Source organism: Sphingobacteriaceae bacterium GW460-11-11-14-LB5 (assembly GCA_002151545.1).
In the GTDB taxonomy this organism is placed as follows: domain Bacteria; phylum Bacteroidota; class Bacteroidia; order Sphingobacteriales; family Sphingobacteriaceae; genus Pedobacter.
In genome coordinates, this window is the sequence record CP021237.1 from 5,098,344 (window position 1) to 5,122,134 (window position 23,791).

Below are 23,791 nucleotides of genomic sequence, written 5' to 3' on the forward strand. Positions count from 1 at the left end.
TTCTGTTTGGTTAGGGATCTAATGGATCAAGCGGATCTCGGAATAAGGCGTCAACGACCGGATAAAATGAAAATTCATTTTCTGAAAGCCTTTTAAGCTCTCTATACGGAAGATACCCAAGCTCACGTTTGTTTCTGAGCTCAAATTTTGGGTCAGCTATATAATCTGCCTGATCCTTTGTCGTTAGCAGGAGGGCGGCCTTAGAAACTGGAAATCCATAATTTAACAGATACCTGCATGCGTTGCGAAAATTGGTTGTTGTATGCCTCGCATGTGGATCCATAATTATAGCTTTTTCAGGTATACCGAAGACCTTCATTAGGTAACGTTTCATTTCAAAAGCTTCGCAGTATCTGGTTTTAAAGGGATGGCAATAGCCTCCGCTAACGATGATAAAAGGGGCCTTCTTTTTGAAGTACCATTCCGCTGCCAAACCACATCTTGCTTTTCCCCCATCAGAAAGCCTTTCACCATATTTGTCTGGTCCTTCTCCAGGAATCACAAGTGCAGAAAATGCAAAATTTGAAAATCCGATTCTGCTAACCTGCATTTTGGCTGCCCGATTCTCTTTCTTGTCAAGAGGTTCGAATCTAGCAGCTTCATCCCTACCATTAATCCGGAGCAATCCAAGCGCCACTTCCAAAGGACCTTCGTAGAAATACTTTGGTGCGTTAGCATTCGTAATCTCAGCTAGCATACCTGAAATCTTTAACTGGTAGTTCTTGCTGCCGATTGGATAATTTGCACTATCTATTGAGGGATACCTTAGCCTACCAGTAAGTCCATATCCTGAAATGATATAGTTGACCCCATTGAAATAATGCCTCCAACAGCTTTGCCACAAAGCTCTGTTAGGTAATTGGCGATAAACGTTATAATTTCCTGAAGGCCGAATCACGTTATCCAAAAGTTGATCGATAATTTCTTTATTTAGATCGTATGTAACTAATAACTGGCTATCTAGTTTAGCACAGTATTGTAGCGAAAAAAGATAGTCAGCTAAATTATTATGCTGGAGAGTAGGCTTTGGTAAAAGGACACATATACCCACGTCTTTCTCCACTGCCGAGACTATAAAAAAGTTCTTTTCTATAATGAATTTCTCAGAGCGGATTAGCGTTTTTTGAGCACTTACCTCAACTGTACACAACCAACAATAAAGTTGTGCTACAAAGTATATTTTTGACCTAAAATTTTTCAAAATATGCCTTTGTGGTGTATTTAATATCCCCTTGCTCGACATCGCGTTTGACAAATAGCGTCTTCCCATCGTTTTCTAAGCTCCAGGTCTCAACTGTCGTTCCTATACTTTGTCCATTAGCGTTGGTAGATTTTCTAGTCAAAATGAATATTTCGCTGTTTGTCCATTTCAATGTGCTTGACACTGTGTTACCACTGGGCATCTTTTTAACGAATACTTTACCATCAAATGCAACAGTGTCAATAACAGGCGTTTGTTCTTGCATTTTTGCGTTTAGCGGTGTTCTTGCAATGATGAACCTGTCCTGCAGTTGTACAACTTTAATGAACTTAGGCAAAATGTAATTGGGAGCAGGTCCCCAGTTGACTTTCTCTTCATTAACTTTAAAAGTGCCCGAAAAATTAGCTTTTTGAGCGAATGCATTTGTTGATGCGCATAACAGCGCGAATAAAATTAATTTTTTCATATGTTAAATCTTTCTTAATTAAGTGCGTTTGCATCAAAATCAAATTTCCAATGTGGCGCTAGGCGTTTCATCTAATCTTTAATTCTTTTCAGCTTTTGACTTAGTGGGATTTTGGAATATTCTTCTATGCGTTTTTGTTCTGCTGCACTAATCAAAGGGCTTCTATCAGGTGTGCGACCAAGTGTATCTAGTTCCAATCCAGTATTTCCCAAGCTTTCCACCATCCATAAAGGAACTGATGCACCTTTCAAGTAGTGATCGAAGAATTGCACAACTCTGGTAGTTAAGTCCCACTGGTTTTCAATATTCCGATCTACCAGATGGTCCTCTTTATCGTATTGCAAAAGCCATGCTGGTTTACCTAACCGTTGTAGAGCAATAAAAAACTCAGCCCCTTGGCTGAATGGTACGTGATTATCAAGTCTATTATGTAATAATAAAATTGGGGTCGTCACTTTATCAACGTAAAATATTGGCGAGTTTTGAATATACCACTCAGGTCTATCCCACATGGATTTAAAAAGATTTTGCTGCCCCATTTCAATCCAATTACTTGGTCCTCCTTTCGAAAAGGAATTATTGTTTGGAAGCCAATCATTTACACGTTCGACAAAATTAATTGTAGGTGCGCCGATTAGTGCTGCTTTGTATCTTTTCGAATGTGTTACAAAGTAAGCAGTTTCCCAGCCTCCATAACTGTGCCCGCTAAGTCCCAGACGCCCCTCATCCACGTATTTCCTTGTAAGTAGCTCATCGACTCCAGTTTCTAAACATTCTAGTGCACTTTTGCCGCTATCGCCTACCCGATATTTCATATCTGGAACAAAAACAATATATCCGCGACTTACCATCCACGGAATCTCAATATCCGCACTATGCATCAATTTCGGAGAAATATATTTGAATAGATTTTGTGACTTTTCTCCATAGTAGTTAACGATTACGGGGTATTTCCTATTAGTATCCAGGTTTTGGGGCTTGTACAGAATTCCCTGCAACTCATCGCCATTTGTATTTTTCCAGTTTAACAATTCTACTGTTATCCAGTTATAAGCTTTTTCAGGATAAACGAAGCTAACCTGTTTAACAACTACTCCATCACTCACAAACCAGTTTGGAAATTTATCCGCAGTAGATTTTCTAAACAACCACACATCGGCATTAGTAGCTTTAACTACTTTTTCTATGTCAGCGCAATCTTTGACAATAATTTTTCTGGGTAAGGAAGAGGCTGTTAAATCGATTTCAAATATACTTCTACATTTGCTAGAGTAATTATATCCCGATACTATTATCTTGTTTCTATCAACGTCTTCATCTAAGCCTATATCTAGTATCGAGAATTTAATCCTATTATTCTTTGCATAATGTGAGGTTAGACATATTGGCGCTTCATTACCAGTAGGATCTATCTTCCATAAATCATCAAACACATCTTTAACTATAAGTTGATCGTTTTTTAGCACTTTGAATATTTTCAATTCCTTATATTTCATAAAAGGGAACGAGAGCTTTATGAACTCATCATCCTCATACATTTTAAAGAATTCATTTTGACTGGTCAAATTAACAGTAGTGCCCGTTTTTGTGTTATAGCTGTGGAAATCGCCATGTTCCGTATCAAAATAAATAAAAAATCTACCACCCCGTGTAACATGAATACTTGTTTTATTGGAAATAGAGTCAAGCCTATCAAGAGGAATTTCACTGCCATTTTTGTTGGAAATCAAAGAAAAAAACTTAACGTTGGTCGAGGGCTGTGGTCCAAAAGCAAATTTGCTCATAGGGCGTTCCCGCTCACCGATTAGCCAGAAATTTTCATTAATCCTTTTAGCGTGTCGGAACCGATCATCTAATATTTTTATTTTTTTTTGCGAGTTGAAAATCAGCCCGATATATTTTAAGGGAACATCTACTGCTAAAATATTGTCAAAAGGCTGAACTTGCCAGCTTTTATAGCTCCATATCGTTACTTTAGATTTATTCTGCGGTAAACTATGTTTGCTTGCCTGGTTTAACTGCAAAAGCGTCAAACAAGTAATTCCATTTGGGGAATTGTCATTAAGAGATGAGATCTTAATTTGCTTTTCTTTTTGTAGTTTCTCATCATCGAATATAAAATCCAGTTTTCCAGCCTTACTCTTAACCCAAATAGAGTTGACACCCATTTTATCAGATTTTAATAACGTCTGATTATCCTTGACCTCTTGTGAAATCGAGCGTTTATTCGTTTCTAAATCCATTGTAACAATCCTGATGTTCCCGTTGGACGACTGAACCTGAAATTTCAAATCCTTCCCACTAAGTATAGAGCGGACATTAGATGCTAGAAATGTCAATTTAAACTTCGGTAACTTTAGTGAAAATAGTGAATCACGTTGTTGAAATACAAAATGCTCGTCCATAATAAACCTAGCCTTGATGGGGTCAAATGGTCCTTGAATGATATACTTAATACCGTTATTTTTTACCATTTGGACAATTCCAACAGAAGTGCCAGATTCTGAAACTTTATAAGCGACATATTTTCCTGTAGCACTGATACAAGCGTTTTTTGACATAGAAGGCCAATTCGTTGTACTCGCTCTATCGACGATGGCTTGATTCTGAGAAAAGGCAAACTCTAGCCCTACTGTAAAAACAAATATGGATACAGCCAGTAAACGCCTAAATATGTTATTTACCATGTTTTTTCACCCCTTCTCATTCTCTCTAGATTCGTACTGAACTCTTTTAAATTAACATTGTAATCCACAGCTTTGGTTTGCCATTTAATAGCACATTTAACTTTGCCCGCTTTGTATAAAAGATTGGCGTATGTGTCAATTGGATTCGCAAGCTCTAACTCTTTGATTCTACCGGGTCTAGGAGTAAATGGGTTTTCAACTATCTTTCTTGATTGAAAGGCGGCTCTTTTTAATATTTTACGATCGGTGATGTTTTTGAAAATCTTATCATACAGTACATTATTAATTCCAACTACCAGTGTAAAATGATCCGTGACATTTTCGATTGGGTGATATCTCTCCAAATCGGTAAGGTAGGCTTTCGCAAAATTGATCCAGTCTTTTTTTAAAGTATAGTAACGAATCTTTGCACCGACGATTAACTTTGGGACATCAACAGAACGATACTTCTTGGCGACACTTTTTTGTATTATCTTCCAATTTGGCTCTACATTTATAGGTTGTTTAAGTGCATCGTCTAAATAGATAGCTTTATTGATTTCCTGGTTTAGAATTTTCTGCTCACTATATGTATTTTTACCCTGAGCAGATGCTATGCTTGGTAATAGAAATAAAAGTAATATGATATTTAATTTTGCCATAATTAATAGATTAATTAAAAAAAGCAGTATCTAATGGCAGGTCAAATTTTACCTGTCATTAAATTATCTCTGCTGATTTTTTAGTAGTGTGGTACTCCAATTACTCCCAAAACGTCTGTGCCGCTCCCACCTAATATGCCCTTTAAAGCCAACGTAATATTTCGATGCCTAGACGAAGCGATGCTAATTGTACCAGTGGTAGGAAGCGTATACGTGAAAAGAACCGTACCTGTGGCATTTCGAAACTGAAATACGTTTGTGCCACTTGGTATGACGGCAGGAAGGGGTAGGGTAATAAAGTCAGTAACCTGTTTATAGGCTACATTAGTGAAAAGGTTAACGTTTGGAGTTGATGCCAATGTCACATTAATAACTCCCGCGTTCGGAGATAAGTTTACTAATCTTACATTGACTACATCATCACTAGGATACGGTGGAATGTCATCCTTAACAAATACTGCTTCCGCGGTTGCATTTGTTCCAGTGAGATATAGGGAATAAATTCCACCTTGAGCAATATTTAAACTTTGATGATAATATGGCGTATTTGGAGCACTGCTGGCGAATGCCTTAATTGGAGATGGATTTCCTGCAACGATCGTAAATATCTTGTAATTATTTAGAGCACAACTATCAATGACATTACTGTTCAAGCGAACAAATTTGCCTTGTGAAATTACATTGGTAATGGTCAAGGCGGCCAAGGGTTTTATTGGAATATCATTTGGGTCGTTTTTTTTACAAGCCATAATTGATATTGTTAGCAGGAAAAAAATCATTATTTTAAAATTTCGTTTCATGATCATTATAATTATTATAAATGTGCATTTAGTAACCTGGGGTCTGAGTAATATTCTGGTTTAACAGCATTTGTGATGGCATAATTGGATAAAAGGATTGATATGGCTGCCAGTCCAGCCCTCCCTTATTAGGCGTAGCAACCCTCATAATATCGTCGATTTTCCCTGTACGCTTCAGATCGAACCATCTATGACCAAATTCGCTAAACAATTCTATCCTTCGCTCAGCAAGAATGGCGTCCAAAAGCTCATCTTTCGTGCTCGCTGTAGTATTTCCCAATCCTGCGCGGTTGCGAATAGCATTTAAAAACCCTTGTCCTTCAGATATTTTATTATTTTTTACACAGGCTTCGGCGCAGATTAAATATTGCTCCGCTACCCTAAGTACCATCGAATATTCGGTAACGGGAGAATTTAATGTTGCACTTTTATATTTAAACGGGTAATAACAAGTAACACCGTTAGCTATAGTGCTACCTATCCAAGAATTTCGGCGAAGATCTCCGCTCTCAAAGGCCGAAACAAGTGCGTTGTTTAGGTAATAAACCTTAGTTCCATTAATTAATTCAGCCCCGGTGGCAATAAATGCCCATGCTTCTTGCGTATTCCGTCCAGTAACTACCGGTTGCAGTTGCCAAATGGCTTCTCTGCTATTTGCCTTAAAAACATTCTCTAAGGTTGTGAGAGAATATAGGTTTGTATTATTTATTACCTCTTTAGATTCAGTCTCAGCAGCTGCAGTGTTCCCAGTGAATATATATACCCTGGCAAGTAAAGCTTTAGCTGCCCATTTTATGGGTCTGATCCTAGGGCTTGTAGCAACCGATGTCGTTAGGTCACTTTGTAAATAAGCATCTGAAAGGTTATCAACGGCATACTTTAAATCACTAATAATCTGCTGATAAACTATTTCCTTACTTGTCCGAGTGGCCACGGAATTGACTGCATAGTTACTACTGGTTAGCAACGGCACATCACCGTACAATTGTACAAGATAAAAATAGGAAAATGCCCTAATAAACTTCATTTCTCCCAACAGTTGCTTTTTAACCTTACCACTCAATTTTGAATTTGAATCCTCACCAGAAGTTTTTTGTTCACTAAGTCCTTCTATAATTCTATTACTATAATACACTTCGGTCGAGTAGAACCTATTCCAAAACTGGTTCGCATTACTAGTTGCAGTCAACGCGGTAAGTGCGTTCCGATTAAACTCGGCCATGGCAGTATAAGTATTTGGCAGATATACCATCAATTCATCAGAACTAAGCCCAGGAAAGCTTGACAATCCTAGAAAACTGGCTTGAAGGAGATCTGATCCTGAAGCGTTTGCATATACTTGGTTTACTGCAGCAATAGCACTTTCATCGTTCGAAAAAACAGCCTCAGCAGTTAACGAAGTTCTAGGGGGGGCTATTTCTACAAGCTTTTTACAGGATAATGAAATCACCAAAAATATACCCATATATAATACTGTTCTTATTTTCATTTTTTAAATTTTTGAGATTAAAAACTTGCGCGTACATTGAGTACGATTACTCGCATTGGAGGCATAACGCCAGAGGGGCCTGTAATAGGATCAGGTCCAGAGTATTTAGATAAGGTGAAGAGGTTCTGGGCATTTATTCCAATACGACTACTTTTCATACCTATTATTCCTGTCCAACTTTTTGGAAGATTCCAAGAGATTGCAATATTGGTCAATCTTAGGTAAGTAGCATCTTCGTAAAACGCCTCTGTTTGCGTAAGCAAACCTGACCCAAGTAAGGTTGAGTATTTCTGAATTACAGCGATGTCACCTGGGTTTTCCCACCTATTTAATGAATAAGCTATTTCAGGCTGATTGTAGGCATCACGCCCTGGTCTACTAGAAACAAAGAAATAACGTGGTTTTAACTGCTTATTGAAATCAAATGATAAATTCATACTTAACCCCTTATACTCAAAAGAACTCTGCAATCCCGCATAAAAAGGCGAGGTGTAAAGATTGCGCAAAGTAGTTTTCATATTGGCAGTGCTACCTGCTGTTGCAACAGGATTTCCATTGATATCTTCCAAAACTTCGAGGCCTGTGAGAGGATTTACTCCCATGTAGGTATTCATTGTTGTAGTGCCAAGCGGTAGACCAATATGATACCCAAAGCCTGCTACCCTGTTGACTTTATCAAGGCTTGGCAAACTTAAAAGTTTATTTGTTGGAACAGTGAGGTTTGCATTTACATTCCATTTAAACGCCTTGGCGGCCAAGAGCTTAACCCCAATCGTATATTCCCATCCTGTATTTTGAACTAATGCATCGAAATTTACGTCGACAGATGCAAATCCAGCGGTTACAGGCAAATTGAGAGATTGTAAGAGATTGCTACTTCTGTTTCGATTGTAATTTATGCCTAAAGTTACGCGATTGTTTAAGAGGTTTGCATCGAACCCAATGTTCAAAGATCGCTTTTCTTCCCACTGTAACTTTGAGTTCAATAGCCGCCCAGGTGCAAAACCTACAACGTTTTGATAAGGTAGATAAAATGTATTAGCAGAGTAGAGATCCATAAATGTATAATCTCCGACACCATCACTTCCAGTAAGCCCATAATTAGCTCGAAGTTTGAAGAAATTTAACCACGGGAGTTTTTCCTTGACCAAGGTTTCTTCAGAAACAATCCAACCTACTGCGGCGGACCAGAAGTTGGCAAATCGATTATCGGGCCCAAATCGTGTACTTCCGTCTCGTCTGGCTGACAATCCCAACAAGTATCTCTCTTTAAAATTATAATCTAATCTGAAAAACCCTGCATTATATCGGTATTCATAAAAACTCGAGCCCGTTTGGTTAAAAGATGATGATGCAGACAAATTTTTGACCTGTGAATCACTACTCTGTCCTGAACCAGTAATACCAGAAGTTTCGCCCTGACTTTTGTTGTAGGTTGCCCCTAACAAGAAATTAAGTTTGTGTCCAGAAAATTGGTGATTATATAAAATTTGTGGTTCTATAATATAATTATTTGTATTGGTGAACCGATAGGAACCCGATCTAATGAAAGTATTTCTAGCGGTGGGTGCAACTGATTCCGCAAGGTTAGAGGTAAATTCCTGTTGATCCAACCTATTGTAACCAAAGCTTGTTTTAAAGTCAAGTCCATTAACTATGTTGTAAGACGCAGTTATATTACTTGTAAAATTATTTGTCTTAACTTCAAATGGATTTGTGAGGTAGGTCGAAAGCGGATTTCTAAATCTACTAATAGTGCCTGTTGGATCCATATCCCAATTCAACGTTCCATCTGTATTATAAAGGTTTGGTGCATTGGGTGGTAGTAAATATAAAAAAGAACCAGCAGTAGTTTGATTGAGACTTGGTAAGTTATTGAAACCGTTTAAATAATTTCCTACAATACCTAGTTTGAATTTTTGATTTGCAGATGCTGTGTTTAAAGAAATACTTAATGCAATATTATCGTTCCTAAAATTCCTCGCATATGCACTATTTTGACGATTCCCTGTAAGATTTAATCGGTAGCTAGAATTTAGCGTGCCTCCAGATACACTTAGACTCGCGTCATCATAGCCCGTTGTCTTGATAAGTTCCTTTTGCCAATCGGTAAATTTTTCCTTATCCCAAATACCGTTTAGGTCGTAATTTGTAGCTGATATTACAGCGTTGGAATTTCTGTAAGCCTCATTTCTAATTCCTAAGTATTGTTCGGTATTCAAGAAATCAGCACCAAAAGTTGCTTGATTCCATCCATTTCTCGAACTGAAATCAATTTGTAAGGTTCCAGGTTTGCCTCGCTTAGTTGTAATTACAATAGCACCATTAGCCGCTCTCGAACCATAGATTGCGGTTGCATCAGCATCCTTTAACACGTCGATGCTCTCAATATCGTCTGGGTTTAGGAAGCTTAGTGGATTGCCCGAGCCATAGGAAATACCAGCATTGTTGCCTGCAACCCCTAAAGCAGTAGGTGTCGCTTCCCCCCAAAGATTGATATTACCCGTACCGACCATCGTAGTAGATGAATAAGGTACACCATCGACAACAAAAAAAGGCGAACTATTTCCTCTAAAGCTACTAACACCTTGAATTTTAACATTTATAGTGGCACCGGCATTGCCACTGACTTGCTGAATCTGAATACCAGCAACCTTGCCCTGCAAAGCAAGCAGGGGATTGCTTACAATTTGGTCTTCAATTTCTTTCGCCCTAACCGAAACAGAGTTGGATAAACTTAATCTTTTGCTAGTCGTAGTATATGCTTGGATTTGCACAGCGTCAAGTTCACTTGTTGCAAGGTTTAACTTAATTGTTCCAAGTTCTCTTGCTGCCTTAACCTCCTTAGGATCAAAACCAATATATTTTATCACAAGAATTGCTCCATCGTCAACTCCACTCATTGTGAAGGTCCCATCAACAGTTGTACTAGTTCCTTTGCCGTTTGCTTTTAATACAACGGATGCCCCAGAAAGGGGTGAGCCATTCTCATCTACAACCTTTCCACTAACGACAATTTGGTCGTTCAATTCATATTTATCTTTGGGTTGTATAACGATAGTTTTTTCATCAATTAGATATGAGTATTTGTCAGAATTTATTATAAAATTTAGTACTTCCTTTAAAGAACTGTTTTTAAATTCAACCGAAACTTTTCCGTTTGCGTCGAATTTCTCACTCTCCCATAGAATGGAGTAACCTGTTTGTTTTCGAATTTCTTTAAATACCTGAGCTAGGCTTACATTTTTTTTATTTAATGTAAGGTGTTGTGCCATTCCGGCTGCACTTACTTGAAGCAAAGCAGAAATCAATATTGTTGTGGTCAGCTTCATAATCATTAGCATTCTTCGGATGCAGGAAAAGTGGCTGCACCAAAATTTTGTAAAATTTTTGTACATTCGTTTAATGGGTTTTAGTCCTTAATAAGTTGTTTCACGCATTTGATTAGGTATACCCAGGATATTGGCCGGGAGTGTTAGAGCACTTCCGGTTATTTTTATCTAGATAACCTTTGCTAAGATTAAGGCCCTAAGTTTCTATGTATTTTCATGTTTGTTTGGTTTTGTTGTTTTAACTTTGGTTAATTGGCTTTTCTTTCGGCGATTATTTTTTGGTCCTTGATCTTAAAGACCACAGATTTCGTGAACTCTAGTTTTCTTAGGACTTGTGACACTTTTGCATATCGAGACACTGAGCCCGAGAATTTCTTGGTTTTAAGACTTTCGTCCTGATATTCAATTTCTACGTTATACCATCTAGAAACCTGTTTCAAGATATCGGAAAGCGGTTCGTTACTGAAAACAAAAAAACCATCCTTCCATGCAACTTCATCATCAACGTCTACATCTGAGATTGTCAACTTATTATTTAATAAAGTAGATTGTTTGCCTGGTTCCAAAATTTTATTTCCGTTCCCATTTCGTATGGAGACTTTAACTGAACCTTCCAATAAAGTGGTCTTGGTGGCCATCTCATCTGTATAGGAGTTGATATTGAAATGCGTTCCCAAAACTTCTACTTCCTGTTTATCTGTTGAAACTATGAACGGATGGGCTCCGTCCTTTTCAATTTCAAAATATCCTTCTCCAGTAAGCTCTACTCTTCGGTCTTTTGATGAGGCAAATGACGCTGGATACTTTAAGGAGGAAAGCGCATTTAACCACACCTTGCTACCATCAGGGAGAACAACCGCTTGAGTTTCGCCTCTGTATGTGGTAAGTGTTTGCATCACGCCTGGTCCATTTTCGCCGCCAGCCATCCCGTATACCAGCTCACCCTGTTCGTTCTTGGTAATTGTAACTCCGCTCTCTTCTGCAACCTTTCCCTTACTGGCATCGGCGATATATATTTTCTTTCCGCTGGAAAGTGTAAGGGTAGCAGCGATCCTTCCAGGTTCGATGTCGTTCGCTGCGAACTGCTGTTCGGTTTTGTTCCTGTGCTGCTGGTAAAAATAACCTACGGTGGCAACTGCTAATGCAATGGAGGCGGCAACGGCAATTTTTGGCCAAAGTCTTGTTTTCTTATCTCCCTTCAAATAAGGTTTTAGCGCTTCGCGGCCACGGGCAATAGTCTGCTCATGATTTTCTTCGCTATAGATTACTGGCTCGTTCCCGCCAAGTTCATGCACCCAGCGTTCGAGCAGTTCTTTCTCCTTGTCGGTTGCCTGTCCGTTACGGTATTTTTCGAGAAGTTTTGATGCGTCCTTCATATAATTTTGATGGAAATAAATGATTTCAACTTGTCACTATTTACCACATTTTATAACTAAGCCGATTAACTTGACAAGTACTGTACAAAATATTTTAAAATAACTTCAATCCATTGACATTCAGTGGTTTAAATTACCATCAAAAAAATTTAATTCCAAATCATTGACCTTTTTTGTTGGTCTTATGGCTTTGTTCTGGCTATGATTTAGCTTCAGAAGCGAAATAGCATATATAGGAATATGAACAGCCCAAGTTTGGTGCGCAGGATCTTAAGGGCGCGTGTAATATGACGGCTTACGTTTTCTTCTGTTGTACCGAGTACCTCTGCGATTTCCCGATGGCTCAGGTTTTCCTTGCGGGACAGGAGGAATACTTCCTTCATCTTTGTAGGGAGTAGATCTATTTGCTTATTAATGATTTCGATGATCTCTTTTTCCCTCACGCGGTAATCGGCTTGTTCGCTGAAGTTCTTTGCGTAGGTGTCCAGCGACTGGAGATATTTGTCTTCTACCTTCTGGTGGCTGAAGATGTCTAGGATTTCATACCTAACTGCGCGGTAGAGGTAACTAGCTAGTGAGGATTCTATATTGATGGACTCATGTCGATTCCAAAGGCTTACGTAAACCTCCTGAACGACATCTTCTGCTTCCTGTCTGTTGCGCAGTTTTTTGTCGGCGTAAATGATAAGCAAATTATAGTACCTCTCGAAGATTTCCACAAATGCGTTTTTATCTCCCTGCTTGAGCAGGTCATAAAGTTCGGAGTCCTTATGGGTACTATAGATTAACATCGAATAAAAGCTGTTAACGGAATTTACCGTCAGTCTAATTTAAGAAATTTTGTTGCAGCAATGATAAATATATTTTCTTTAACGAAATGTTAAATCTTCCATGAGATATTTATTGCACATCTGGAAAGCTCAAATCGGATTTACGGAAATTCAAAAATCTTTTTGGGATGACTGGAGATTATTTTCGATTAGGAATTTTTTGTATTCGCTGAGATGCTTCAAATTTAAACCAGGAATATTCATAATTTCTTCGGGCGACAGTTCAAGTAATTGCTTTAAATTTTGGTATCCATTATTCATAAGAACCGCCTTTAATGGTTCACTGAGATTAAGTTCGGCTATCTTTCTGTTTTGCAACTCTTCCACTTTGAAGAAATATATTTTATCCAAAGATAAAACAATTTATTCAATAGTTCCTTATATTAAGGGTTATGATGTGCGGTTGTGCATAATAAGGCTGTTGATTTGTTTTGCAATATGCCTAAAGGAGTCGATCTTTCAGAGAAAAAACATATCAAGTCACCAGACATCTACCTCAAGAAGTTTGGCGAAAGAGTACGCGCCCTTAGGATTGCCAAAGGTTATTCAAGTTATGATATGTTCGCCTATGAACATGATATCAACAGAAGCCAATGGGGAAGATATGAAACCGGCAAAGATGTACGCCTTTCTTCTATTCTGCAAATCGTTTCCGTTTTTGACATGACCCTCGAAGAATTCTTCAGCGAAGGTTTTGAGGATAAATAATTTCGCTTTTTATTTTTTTAGTTAATTCAAGACTGCCTGTTACTTGATGTTTTAAACTTGCTGCCAATCAAGTTTAAACCTTTTATACGTAATGGACAGAGTTTATATCGGGAAACTGTATGCTTCGATGGAATCGGAGCTTGCGGGCATCTATGAACTTCCCGAACAATTTTCTAATTCGCTGGGCATCGTGTCATCAGCGATGCACCAGCTGCACCGGCATATTTCTTCGTCTGGTTTCTTTGGGACTGAGGAAATCGAGTTCTTCAAGGAGATCAAACCCAAATTCTACCACTGGTACATTTTTCTGGTGGAACGGCACAATGTGATAAAGGGGCTTTCTATGGGCACCGAGCATATGGCAAGGGACTACTACCTGCAGGAGCTTTCATTTATCAAACGGTTTTTTGACCAGAACGCGTTTGTCTACCAGTATTTCCTGGCGCAGGAGATATCAAAGGATGAGGAATATTTTCTGCGCTCCAATTTTGAGCCGGCTTTTGAGCGGCCGATATTTCAGCTCGAGAACTTTTCCACCAACCAGGATTATTTGTTCGCCAAGTTTATGGCCTACGAACGCTTGCAGGAATTTGTGGTGACCAGGCTCCGCGCCACTTACGTATCTGATGCCAGTACAATATTTGGCGAACTTAGTTCTGCAAAGAAACGTACCTGGACGGACGGAAAGATCAAACTGGTGGAACTTGCCTACGGGATCTATTTTATGGGCTCGGTAGATTTTGGGAAAGCAGAGATCTATGATATCATCTCTGCGCTAGAGGAAAGCTTCAACATCCATCTGGGCGTGGCTTACCGCAGGTTCGTTGAGATTTCAAGGCGAAAGTCAGAAAGCCATACCAGTTACCTTGATGCCATGCGTGCTGAAATCGTCAGGCGGATTACCGAAAAGGACCGCTACAAACCTTTTGTTCCCAAAACAAGATCCGGAGAATCTCCCGGATAAAATATCTAACTGCCTAAATGTTGTCAATCCCCCTTCCCGCTACTTTGGAATTTTGCTGCCAGTATCTGTTAGATCTTTGACATCTGGGAACGAAACATTATCCGAACAAGCTTCGGAAATTTTGCGAAGGCAGAGGTGAGAACCCCGAGCTGAAAGCGCATTGGCAGACGAGAGTCCGGGTCGTAGGACCTGACGTGAGAAGTTCCGAAAAATATAGAGGCCATTTTCAGCGGGTTGATACCGCGCTGTTTAGGGCCAGCTTAAAGGGGGGCGTTTGCCCCCTTTTGCATTTGATAACTTTTTTAACTTAATAATGTATGGCCGCCTATATCGACGCAGCAGAACTGCTCTCTGAGATTTCCATTCTGGATTTTTTAAGGCGCCTTGGGCATGAGCCTGTAAAGTATTCTGGAAACGAGCATTTTTATTTGAGCATGTTAAGGGAAGAGAAAACGGCATCGCTGTGCGTAAACGATAACCTCTCGGTATGGTTTGACCATGGAGGACCGAACAGCTCGGGCATTCGGGGCGGAAACCTGATCGACCTGGCCATCTCGTATTGGCATCCGGTAACCTATGTAGGGGCGCTCTCTAAAATCAAAGAACTTATGGAAAACACAATCAACTCTTCACATTCTATAGCTATTGGAACAAGGGAAAGGAAACGGCTGCCGGTAAAGCTGCCGCACTATAAGATTGAAAACATCAGGTCGCTTGGCACCAATGATGCGATTACCGGCTACCTGCAGCAGCGCGGGATCTGGGCAATGGCCGAAGGCCATATCCAAGAGCTTTATTATTTTGTAAGGGACGACAAGGGCGTCCAGAAAAACTTCTTCGCTGCCGGGTGGCAGAACGAGAACGGCGGCTGGGAAGTTCGTAACAAATATTTCCAGGGGTGCCTTGGGCACAAGGGGCTGAGCGTCGTCCCTGGGCGGGAGGATTCTGTTGTGGTATTTGAAGGCTTCATGGATTACCTCAGCTGGAAATACGAACACGAGGAACTTTCTCCAAGCGTGATCGTACTGAATTCCCTTTCGCTGTTGCCGGCTGGGATTAACAGGGCACGAAAGTTCGACCACATCGAAACCTATTTTGACATGGACAAAGCGGGACTGAAAGCGGCTATCGATTTTAAGCAGGCGCTCCCACAATCCAAGGATTGCAGCCCAGTTTATCTGGGCTACAAGGATTACAACGAAAAACTGATGGCCGATCTAGCAGTTCTGCGTGGAAATGTTTTCAGTCCGACTGCACACAATACCTCTATAGGTTTTGGGCAATCCCGACGTTGATTTTTGGTTTTGGTATAACCTGATATCTGTATAACTGGATATCCAGACATTCGTTTATGGGAATATCTAGTTATTGGGATATCTAAACTTGCCTTTTAACCTTGGCATAGCCAGCTATCTAAGAGTATACATATATATTAATATTTGTATGCATAGATATGTAGGTACGTTGGTATGTCTAGATATCGCAAGGCAAGAAAGTAACGTTTCGGTTGGTTGTCCTTTTAAGTGAATTGGATATGCTAATTCCCTTTCGATTTAAAAATTATGTTTTTAATGTTCGATTGGCCTTCGCCTTTTTTCTATATGCGTCCGAGGGGAATCTGCGCTAAGCGAAAAGGTGCATTTTTTTTTAATGCAGCAAGCCGAAGTTGGGCAGAGCCCTACTTTGCTTGCCCCACACGCTGCTGTGGGGATTTCAAGTATCCTCCGGGGATACTTGTCCGCGCTTTCGCGCTAGTCGGGGGAGAAATCGGGAACCTGTGCGGGAACCTTTGGATTTATTTAAGCGTTTTTTTCAGTTGGCGGTATGGAAGATCTGAATATCCGCTCGGTAAGGTTTACCGTTGCAGTGGACGAAAAATTTGAGAAGGTTGCCAGAAAGCTTGGCCGAACCAAGCGATTGCTGTTTGTCCAGATGGTGGATTATTTCTATAAGAGCAAAAAGGACCCGGTCGACTTAAACGATGAGCTGCTAAAAAATTCGCTGGTGAAAAACCACCAGCAGTACATTAGCTTTATCCGTGCGCAGGAAAATATGTTGCTCGTTCCGATCAAGGCGGAGGTGGACAGGGTTTCCAGGTCCCAGCGTGATATCATCGAGCGGTTCAATTCGGAAATCTTAAAGCACAATGCACTGTTGCTCGGCGGACAGAAGTCGCAAGGTTCTGCCATTGGTGTGATGGAAAAAACGCTCGGGCAGCTATTGAAAAAGACAAAAGATGTCGATGTGCTAAAAGCGCAGTTCCTATTTTTGTTTGAGGAATATTTGTTGGCAAGGGAATCTCTGGGGCAAAGGGCTTCGGCAAAGGAAAAACAGGAACTTGGCTCCAGGATCAAAGACCAGGTACGAATGCTCTAACCCGTTATGTATGTTCATCAGTATTACCGATAAAAAAGAAGCGGAGAACAAAGGTAGCAGTGTGACGCTTGTACATTACCTTGAAAAAGAAAACCGGACGGCTAAAAAAGCGAAGCAGGAACTTTGGTTCAATGCAGTGCGCTCAGACATTTCGGCCTATGAGGTCATGAGAAGGATCGATGATAATGTGGCCAAGCTCGGAAGAAACGATCCAAAGTTCTTTCTCATCAATATCTCACCGAGCAAAAAGGAGGTTGCTTTTCTGCTGGAACGGTTTGGAAGGGATGGCGCTAGAGAAGAACTCAAAAAGTTTACTTCTAATGTAATGGACGAATATGCCCGAAACTTTAAGCGCGATGGCATCACTGGGCGAAAGGACCTGCTATGGTATGGGAAACTGGAAGACTACCGCTACTATTCCCACACTGACCGGGAAGTAAAAAATGGCGAGAAAAAACGTGGCGAACGAAAGGATGGCGAGCAGATGCACATTCAGGTGATCGTAAGCCGAAAAGATATAAGCAATAGGATCAAGCTTTCTCCGCAGAATACCTCTAGGGGAAAAAACATCGAACATTCCAAAAAGATGGGGCAGTTTGACCGGCTGGCTTTCAAGCAGAGCGGGGAATCGGTTTTTGATGAACTCTTTGGCTTTGATAGGCAGCTGAAAGAAACCCTGGCCTTTGCCAATACGCAGAAGAACGGCAGCTTGTCCGAGCGCACCGAAATGGCCGCACGCAGTTTGGAACCAGATCTCGTGTTGCCGACATCTTCCTTGGGCGAAGAACGTGAGATTCATCTATCAGAAAATTTGGGCGAAGATTTGGACATCGAGGTGGTGGAATACTTGCCTTTGCTGAACGAATTCTCGATTGATATCTCCGATGACATTGACGATGAAGCCATTCTGGGCAGGAACCGCCATCGCAAAAGAAAAGCCCGGACCAATACCAGGTAGGTGTTTTCGGATGTGTATTTGCTTGTTGCGCGAACCTTCGCGTATTCCGTTTTATTAATTGCCACTATAACCTGCTTGTCTACTTGGTGCTTTGTGCACTTCATTCTAACCAATATCCATTCACCCTTTAACCCATTGCCTATGCTTAAACACGGAAGCCTGTTCATCGGGATCGGCGGTTTTGATATCGCCGCCAGCTGGGTGGGCTGGCAAAATGTTTTCTCCTGCGAGAAACATCCATTCTGCCGACAACTATTACACTATTACTGGCCAAACACAGCTCATTATGACGACATCTTCCAATTCAGCGCAGCTCAGTATCACCGATCAATCGACATCATCTCCGGAGGCTTTCCCTGTCAGCCCTTCAGCCAGTCCGGGCGGAGAAAGGGCACGCAGGATGACCGCTACCTCTTCCCGCAGACTGTGCGAATTATTAAGGAAGCAAGGCCCAAATGGATTGTTCTTGAAAACGTATCTGGACTGTTCAGTATTCTCGAGCCCGGAAGTCTTTCTAAGGTGGAAATCAAAGAGGTCGAGCTTTTTTGTGAGGATCTCGACCAGGTACCAAACCGTACGATCATCCGACTGCAGCGAAGGGTCATCGCCAGTATCATCTCAGAAATCCGTGCAGCAGGATACCTACTTCCCCAGCTTAAGGACGGCACACCAGTCATTCTGTGTGTTCCGGCTGCTGGTGTTGGTGCCCCGCACGCGAGAAACCGGGTCTGGTTTGTTGCCCACGCCGACGGCCTCGGAGATAACCTCGATAAAGGCAACAATCCGGACGGCCAGGGCGGGCATGCCGCTGAAATCGAGAAGAAACGAAAAGGGAAATGGCGGGCAGATTTCGCTGACGGATTTTCTGGTCTACCTTACGATAAGGGCATCCTTGAAACCTGGTCAGAGCAGTGCGGGAGAATCGCCAGCTTCTTTCCTGGGCAGGCTGCACCGGGCGCTTCCGCAACTGGGGGATTCGGTATTCCCAACTGGGAAAACTGGCCAACTCAGTCCGCGTTTTGTAGCGGAGATGATGGGTTTTCCCCTGGACTGGACGGAATTACCTTTCCGAAATGGCGGGAGGAAAGCATAAGGGCCTACGGCAATGCCATCGTTCCGCAGGTAGCGCTCGACATTTTCCGCACGATCGCATCAATTGAGGCTGCCTGCTGATAAGGGTGTGATTTGAGTTCCCTGATCTGCTGCTTTTCAAATTTTAATCACAATTACTATGGTCATACTACTCGGAAACCAGAAGGGCGGGGCGGGAAAAAGTACGCTCACGCTGCTACTGGCAAACTACCTTTCGCTGGTAAGAAAGAAAAAGGTAACGGTACTGGACATGGACTATCAGGCCTCAATTTCAGCCAAGGCCGAAAAAGCCAAAGTCCCGGAAAGCGAGCCACTGTATGAAGTCATCCCCTGCGACCTGAAAATCTATCCCGCTGTTTTCTCTACGCTAAAGGCAAATATGGATGAACTGATCATTATCGATATGCCGGGAAAAATGGACGACGATGGTCTGATCCCGGTTATCCTTTCTGCGGACCTGATCCTTTGCCCTTTCAACTACGATGAGTTTTCGGTGGATTCCACGCTGCTTTTTGCAATGGTGTGTGCCAAGCTAAATCTCACCAAAGGTATGCTTTTCATTCCCAACCGCATCAAGACCACCGTGAAATATGAAACCAAACTGGAGGTGGACAATGCGCTAAGGAAGTTCGGCACCATATTACCAGCGATCAGTGACCGGGTGGACTTTCAGCGACTGACCACTTCTCACATTCCGCTTTCCCTGCTGCCAGTAGTTATTCCAGTGCTTGACCTGGTGTTTGAATCCTACATCATGAAAGGGAACCTGCGGTGAGCAAGATCAGATCGATTGCCGATGAGATCAGGGAAAAAATCAGGGCGGAAGTCGCTTCTGAGCCTGCGGAGAAGTCGGTGCGGGAACATGTTGCGAAACCGAAATCTTCGCCTAATAAAATTGTTGGCGGCGAGGTTTCTGAAAGCCAGATCCACGATTTTTTTGAGCAGATTTCCGCCTTTCGGATGGTAGGCAGCCAGAAAATCATGATCAGGCTTGACCCTGCCAGCATGAAACTACTAAAGCAGCTGAAGTTTACCCGCGATATCGATATGACCAAGGTCATTGTATTTGCCTTTTCCAAATTTCTTTCCGACCACCACTGGCTGCACGGCTACGTGAGGGAACTACTTACAAAAACAGAAAATGAACTATGAACTGGACTGAATTTATGATGATCCTGATCGGGATCTATTTTGCCTACTATGGGCTGAACCTGGTATTTGACCTATTGAACTCTGGAGATCGGCCAAAGCCCAGCCACGAAGATGAAGGGGTGCTGCATTTTACGGGGGATGAACCCGAACTGATCATTCCGGCAAAGGAAGGCTTACAGGTTGCAAGTGATGCGGTTGAACCTGAGCCTCCTAGTGGAAATCCTTTTACCTCATCGGGACTGATTTCCAGCGGGACGGCGAGCCTGAAGCAGCTGTTTGAACTGGCCAAAGATGACCTGATCGAATATACCAAGGCCATTTCCTATTAGCACCTGGGTTTATGCGCCGCTTTACTTGTTTTTTTATCTTATGGCTGAGCCTACTGCTTCCATTATTTGGCTATGGCCAGCCAGGTATCTCGGATTTTTACCAGGCCTCCTCCGAGGTCCGCCACTGGTACTTTGCGCTTTCTGACCTGGTACTGGTGCTGGGCGCCATTGCGGGGCTGATTGGTGGACTGCGCGTCTATACCAACTGGCAATCGGGCAGGCACCACATCGATGCGCAGGTAATGGCCTGGTTTTTTTCCTGCCTGTTCCTTGCTCTGGTGGGCACTTTTCTAAAAGGGCTGTTCGGCCTTTGATTTTAATTTTTATTCTTTAACACCATTTATTTTATGACAGCAAAACAGAAAAAACTGTTTTCTCTTGGCCTCGCTATGGTTTTAGCGGGGCATTCTTTTGCGCAGACCGCTGGCGGTACGACCGGCATCAATGCCGCCACCTCTTCGCTTACCAGTTACGTGGATCCGATTTCCACGCTCACCCTTGCCATTGGTGCCGTTGTCGGGATCATAGGGGGCGTGCGCGTGTACATCAAATGGAACTCTGGCGACCAGGATATCAACAAGGATATCATGGGCTGGGGCGGCTCCTGCCTTTTTTTGGTACTGGTTTCGGTATTCATCAAGGCGTTCTTTGGGGTTTGATGCAAAGTTTTTCCATATACAAGGGGCTCGATCTGCCCCTTGTATATCGCGGTTTCAAGGGAAAATTCATCTACTATGGGATCGGCTCGCTAGCAGCAGCGCTGGTACTGGGCGGCCTATCGGGCGCACTATTTGGCATGTATGCCGGAGGCTTTATCACAATCGCCACTATTGCAGGCGGACTGTTTTTTACTTTCCAGAAACAGAAGAACGGCCTTCACGACAAGACCCGCAGCAGGGGCATATTTATCCATCCCACTAACCTAAAGCTAAGCCATGCAAAAAGAAAAGAAAACAGCATTTGAGCTGCCCTTTGCAGGCATCGACCGTTACGGGGACCTCGCGCTGCTGTACGGATCGGGCGGGGATTTTTCGGTGGTGATGCAGGTATCCAACCCGGTGCTGCAGTACTGCGCTGATGGGGAAAGCTATGCAGGGTTCCAGAACATTATGCTCAACGCCATTAAGATCCTGGGCGAAGGGCACATCATCCAAAAGCAGGATGTATTTATAAGAAAGCAGTACAAGGGAAGAGCGGAAAAGGGATTTTTGCAAAAGAAATACCATGAACATTTTTCCGGCAGGGAATTTACCGAACTAAGGACCTACTTTGTGGTGACCCGCCAGGTAAAGCGCAAGGCCTTTTACACCTATGATAAAAAGATACTTGCGGATTTTGCCCATTGCATCGAAAAGCTTTTTGACCTGTTCACTGGCGCTGGACTTCGTCCAATATACCTCGAGGAAACCGAAATCAACCACTATGTGACAAGGATCCTTGGGATGGAGTTTGCAAGTCCCAGCCTAGCGCTTGATAACCTGCGCTGCAGCGATGAACAACTGTTCATTGGCCCCAGGGCAGTTAAATGCATCAGCCTGATCAATACCGATTCCATTGACCTTCCGGAAAAGGTAGCCCCATTTACCTTTAGGCAGGATATCAAGGGGGTAAAGGATTTTCCAGCCGATAACCTCACTTTTTTGTTCAACGTGCCCGGTTACAGCTCAATCATTTATAACCAGCTGATCGAAATCCCCGCGCAGCAGATGACTCTGCAAAAACTGACGCTCAAGCGCAAACGCCATTCTGGGATTCCAGATCCAGCGAACCTGTTATGCGTAGAGGATATCGACCGGCTGCTCTCGGACGTGGCCAGGGATAACCAGCTGTTGGTTCATGCGCATTACTCCATTATTGTTGCAGCCGACAGGGAAAAGATCGGCAAGGCGGTAAACTTCATCGAAGCATCGCTTTTCCAGCAGGGCATTATCCCTTCTAGAAACGCCTATAACCAGCTTGAACTGTTCCGCTGCGCAATGCCGGGAAACGGGATAGAGCTGAAGAAGTACGACTGGTTTTTGACTACCGCCGATGCTGCACTGTGCTTTTTCTTCAAGGAATCGCTGATCACCGACGATCCCTCGGATTTCCTGCTGTACTTCACCGACCGCCAGGGTACTCCGGTTGCCATTGATATCTCCGATCTGCCCATGCAGACCGGACGGCTAAAAAATAGAAACCGCTTCATTTTAGGCGGGTCGGGAACGGGAAAGAGCTATTGCGTTAATAACATTGTCCAGCAGTACCTTGGCTACAATATGGACGTGGTGATTGTAGATGTTGGTCATTCCTACTCCGGTCTTTGCGGTACCTATGGCGGAAAGTACATCACCTATTCGGAAGAAAAGCCGATCACGATGAATCCCTTTTCTATCGAGGAATCCGAATACAACATTGAAAAAAAGGATTTTCTGATTACCCTGATCTGCCTGTTATGGAAGGGGGCCGATGGCAGCGTGAGTACGATTGAACGCGACGTGATCGCGCAGGTGATTTCGGCCTACTATGGGGATTATTTCGGGCAGCCCTTGCCAAGTGTGGAACAGCTCGACTTTAACTCGTTTTATGAATTTGCATTGAAAAAGATCCCGGATATCAAGCAGCAGGAGCAGATTCCGTTTGACCTGGAAGAATTCCGCTTCGTACTGAAAAAGTTCTACCGGGGCGGAGAATTTGATACCATTTTGAACGACGCAGCCGACCAGTCGCTTTTCAGCGAACCTTTCATTGTCTATGAAATCGACGCGGTGCAGGAAAACAAGGTGCTTTTTCCCATCGTTACGCTCATTATCATGGATCTATTTATCCAGAAGATGCGCCATCGTACCAGCCGCCGCAAGGCGCTGATCTTGGAAGAAGCCTGGCGTGCAATCTCTTCGCCGCTGATGAGCCATTTTCTATTGTACCTGAACAAAACGGTAAGGAAATTCTGGGGAGAGATCATTGAGGTCACCCAGGAAGTTGGCGACATTATGGGAAATCCCATTATAAAGGACAGTATCATCAATAATTCTGATACCGTCATCCTGCTCCAGCAGAAGGAGGCCGACCTTAGAAAGGTTGCCGAACTGCTTTCGATCAGCGACATCGAGTTGCGCAAGATCCTCACCATCAATCGGCTGGATAACCGGGAAGGCCGCTCCAGGTTCAATGAGTTCTATATCCGAAGGGGAACGGTTGGTGAGGTATATGGCGTAGAAGTGAGCATGTACCACCACCTTGCCTTCACTACCGAAAAGCCGGAAAAAAATGCACTGGAAACCTATGTGGAAAGGCTGGGCAACTATTTTGATGCCATTTCGGCTATGGTAAAAGACCTAGAAGCTTCCGGCCTCAGCCTGCCCGCGTTCGTTGCACAGGTAAACTCAAAACTTAACATTCAATAATTAT

The 23,791-nt window shown here is 42.5% G+C and carries 23 protein-coding genes; 13 read left to right on the top strand and 10 right to left on the bottom strand.

The window, feature by feature from the left end:
- Positions 1-10 precede the first annotated feature (10 nt).
- The 10 genes from CA265_20605 to CA265_20650 all read right to left on the bottom strand — a co-directional run bounded on the left by CA265_20605 (position 11) and on the right by CA265_20650 (position 13,185).
- Entirely contained in the window at positions 11-1,270 is a 1,260-nt protein-coding gene (locus CA265_20605; protein ID ARS41924.1) for a hypothetical protein, read from the bottom strand.
- On the bottom strand, positions 1,188-1,667 hold the full coding sequence (locus CA265_20610) for a hypothetical protein (protein ARS41925.1): 480 nt from the start codon (positions 1,665-1,667) through the stop codon (positions 1,188-1,190). The genes CA265_20605 and CA265_20610 overlap by 83 nt, the downstream gene beginning before the upstream one ends.
- A gap of 71 nt (positions 1,668-1,738) precedes the next feature.
- A complete protein-coding gene (locus tag CA265_20615; protein ID ARS41926.1) occupies positions 1,739-4,354 on the bottom strand; it encodes a hypothetical protein in 2,616 nt (871 codons plus the stop codon).
- Positions 4,348-4,995, bottom strand: a complete 648-nt coding sequence (locus CA265_20620; GenBank protein ID ARS41927.1) for a hypothetical protein — start codon at positions 4,993-4,995, stop codon at positions 4,348-4,350. The genes CA265_20615 and CA265_20620 overlap by 7 nt, the downstream gene beginning before the upstream one ends.
- 80 nt (positions 4,996-5,075) lie before the next feature.
- Positions 5,076-5,801, bottom strand: a complete 726-nt coding sequence (locus CA265_20625; GenBank protein ID ARS41928.1) for a hypothetical protein — start codon at positions 5,799-5,801, stop codon at positions 5,076-5,078.
- Positions 5,802-5,823: 22 nt separating this feature from the next.
- Complete coding sequence (locus tag CA265_20630; GenBank protein ARS43077.1) at positions 5,824-6,600, bottom strand: hypothetical protein; 777 nt, start codon at positions 6,598-6,600, stop codon at positions 5,824-5,826.
- A 701-nt stretch (positions 6,601-7,301) separates the two neighbouring features.
- Positions 7,302-10,682, bottom strand: coding sequence for a hypothetical protein (locus CA265_20635; protein ID ARS41929.1), 3,381 nt, complete (start codon positions 10,680-10,682; stop codon positions 7,302-7,304).
- Between the two features lie 182 nt (positions 10,683-10,864).
- On the bottom strand, positions 10,865-11,992 hold the full coding sequence (locus tag CA265_20640) for a hypothetical protein (GenBank protein ARS41930.1): 1,128 nt from the start codon (positions 11,990-11,992) through the stop codon (positions 10,865-10,867).
- Between the two features lie 212 nt (positions 11,993-12,204).
- The gene (locus CA265_20645) at positions 12,205-12,783 is read right to left on the bottom strand and encodes a hypothetical protein (GenBank protein ID ARS41931.1); all 579 of its coding nucleotides are present in this window, start codon (positions 12,781-12,783) and stop codon (positions 12,205-12,207) included.
- A gap of 150 nt (positions 12,784-12,933) precedes the next feature.
- Positions 12,934-13,185, bottom strand: coding sequence for a hypothetical protein (locus CA265_20650; protein ID ARS41932.1), 252 nt, complete (start codon positions 13,183-13,185; stop codon positions 12,934-12,936).
- 75 nt (positions 13,186-13,260) lie between these two features.
- Here CA265_20650 and CA265_20655 point away from each other — a divergent pair, with 75 nt between their 5' ends.
- The 13 genes from CA265_20655 (at position 13,261) to CA265_20715 (ending at position 23,787) form a co-directional block, all read left to right on the top strand.
- Positions 13,261-13,530 carry a transcriptional regulator gene (locus CA265_20655; protein ID ARS41933.1) on the top strand — a complete coding sequence of 90 codons (270 nt, stop codon included), beginning with the start codon at positions 13,261-13,263 and terminating at the stop codon, positions 13,528-13,530.
- Positions 13,531-13,621: 91 nt separating this feature from the next.
- A complete protein-coding gene (locus tag CA265_20660; GenBank protein ID ARS41934.1) occupies positions 13,622-14,494 on the top strand; it encodes a hypothetical protein in 873 nt (290 codons plus the stop codon).
- 317 nt (positions 14,495-14,811) lie between these two features.
- Entirely contained in the window at positions 14,812-15,789 is a 978-nt protein-coding gene (locus CA265_20665) for a hypothetical protein (protein ID ARS41935.1), read from the top strand.
- 529 nt (positions 15,790-16,318) lie between these two features.
- A complete protein-coding gene (locus tag CA265_20670; GenBank protein ARS41936.1) occupies positions 16,319-16,870 on the top strand; it encodes a hypothetical protein in 552 nt (183 codons plus the stop codon).
- A gap of 10 nt (positions 16,871-16,880) precedes the next feature.
- Positions 16,881-17,828: a molybdopterin-guanine dinucleotide biosynthesis protein MobB gene (locus tag CA265_20675; GenBank protein ARS41937.1), complete on the top strand. Its 948-nt coding sequence runs from the start codon at positions 16,881-16,883 to the stop codon at positions 17,826-17,828.
- Positions 17,829-17,969: 141 nt separating this feature from the next.
- Complete coding sequence (locus tag CA265_20680) at positions 17,970-19,001, top strand: hypothetical protein (GenBank protein ID ARS41938.1); 1,032 nt, start codon at positions 17,970-17,972, stop codon at positions 18,999-19,001.
- Between the two features lie 58 nt (positions 19,002-19,059).
- Complete coding sequence (locus CA265_20685; protein ARS41939.1) at positions 19,060-19,695, top strand: hypothetical protein; 636 nt, start codon at positions 19,060-19,062, stop codon at positions 19,693-19,695.
- The gene (locus tag CA265_20690; GenBank protein ARS41940.1) at positions 19,692-20,072 is read left to right on the top strand and encodes a hypothetical protein; all 381 of its coding nucleotides are present in this window, start codon (positions 19,692-19,694) and stop codon (positions 20,070-20,072) included. Before CA265_20685 ends, CA265_20690 begins: the two co-directional genes overlap by 4 nt.
- A complete protein-coding gene (locus CA265_20695; GenBank protein ARS41941.1) occupies positions 20,069-20,401 on the top strand; it encodes a hypothetical protein in 333 nt (110 codons plus the stop codon). Before CA265_20690 ends, CA265_20695 begins: the two co-directional genes overlap by 4 nt.
- Positions 20,402-20,412: 11 nt before the next feature.
- A complete protein-coding gene (locus CA265_20700; GenBank protein ARS41942.1) occupies positions 20,413-20,715 on the top strand; it encodes a plasmid transfer protein in 303 nt (100 codons plus the stop codon).
- Between the two features lie 33 nt (positions 20,716-20,748).
- Positions 20,749-21,060 carry a conjugal transfer protein gene (locus tag CA265_20705; protein ARS41943.1) on the top strand — a complete coding sequence of 104 codons (312 nt, stop codon included), beginning with the start codon at positions 20,749-20,751 and terminating at the stop codon, positions 21,058-21,060.
- A complete protein-coding gene (locus CA265_20710) occupies positions 21,060-21,365 on the top strand; it encodes a DUF4133 domain-containing protein (GenBank protein ARS41944.1) in 306 nt (101 codons plus the stop codon). The genes CA265_20705 and CA265_20710 overlap by 1 nt, the downstream gene beginning before the upstream one ends.
- Complete coding sequence (locus CA265_20715; GenBank protein ID ARS41945.1) at positions 21,337-23,787, top strand: conjugal transfer protein TraG; 2,451 nt, start codon at positions 21,337-21,339, stop codon at positions 23,785-23,787. The genes CA265_20710 and CA265_20715 overlap by 29 nt, the downstream gene beginning before the upstream one ends.
- Positions 23,788-23,791 lie beyond the last annotated feature (4 nt).

Coding starts and splice junctions, on each gene's coding strand:
- CA265_20605 (ARS41924.1), bottom strand. CDS start 1,270: ATGGGAAGACGCTATTTGTCAAACGCGATGTCGAGCAAGGGGATATTA.
- CA265_20610 (ARS41925.1), bottom strand. CDS start 1,667: ATGAAAAAATTAATTTTATTCGCGCTGTTATGCGCATCAACAAATGCA.
- CA265_20615 (ARS41926.1), bottom strand. CDS start 4,354: ATGGTAAATAACATATTTAGGCGTTTACTGGCTGTATCCATATTTGTT.
- CA265_20620 (ARS41927.1), bottom strand. CDS start 4,995: ATGGCAAAATTAAATATCATATTACTTTTATTTCTATTACCAAGCATA.
- CA265_20625 (ARS41928.1), bottom strand. CDS start 5,801: ATGATCATGAAACGAAATTTTAAAATAATGATTTTTTTCCTGCTAACA.
- CA265_20635 (ARS41929.1), bottom strand. CDS start 10,682: ATGTACAAAAATTTTACAAAATTTTGGTGCAGCCACTTTTCCTGCATC.
- CA265_20640 (ARS41930.1), bottom strand. CDS start 11,992: ATGAAGGACGCATCAAAACTTCTCGAAAAATACCGTAACGGACAGGCA.
- CA265_20645 (ARS41931.1), bottom strand. CDS start 12,783: ATGTTAATCTATAGTACCCATAAGGACTCCGAACTTTATGACCTGCTC.
- CA265_20655 (ARS41933.1), top strand. CDS start 13,261: ATGCCTAAAGGAGTCGATCTTTCAGAGAAAAAACATATCAAGTCACCA.
- CA265_20660 (ARS41934.1), top strand. CDS start 13,622: ATGGACAGAGTTTATATCGGGAAACTGTATGCTTCGATGGAATCGGAG.
- CA265_20665 (ARS41935.1), top strand. CDS start 14,812: ATGGCCGCCTATATCGACGCAGCAGAACTGCTCTCTGAGATTTCCATT.
- CA265_20670 (ARS41936.1), top strand. CDS start 16,319: ATGGAAGATCTGAATATCCGCTCGGTAAGGTTTACCGTTGCAGTGGAC.
- CA265_20675 (ARS41937.1), top strand. CDS start 16,881: ATGTTCATCAGTATTACCGATAAAAAAGAAGCGGAGAACAAAGGTAGC.
- CA265_20680 (ARS41938.1), top strand. CDS start 17,970: ATGCTTAAACACGGAAGCCTGTTCATCGGGATCGGCGGTTTTGATATC.
- CA265_20685 (ARS41939.1), top strand. CDS start 19,060: ATGGTCATACTACTCGGAAACCAGAAGGGCGGGGCGGGAAAAAGTACG.
- CA265_20695 (ARS41941.1), top strand. CDS start 20,069: ATGAACTGGACTGAATTTATGATGATCCTGATCGGGATCTATTTTGCC.
- CA265_20700 (ARS41942.1), top strand. CDS start 20,413: ATGCGCCGCTTTACTTGTTTTTTTATCTTATGGCTGAGCCTACTGCTT.
- CA265_20705 (ARS41943.1), top strand. CDS start 20,749: ATGACAGCAAAACAGAAAAAACTGTTTTCTCTTGGCCTCGCTATGGTT.
- CA265_20710 (ARS41944.1), top strand. CDS start 21,060: ATGCAAAGTTTTTCCATATACAAGGGGCTCGATCTGCCCCTTGTATAT.
- CA265_20715 (ARS41945.1), top strand. CDS start 21,337: ATGCAAAAAGAAAAGAAAACAGCATTTGAGCTGCCCTTTGCAGGCATC.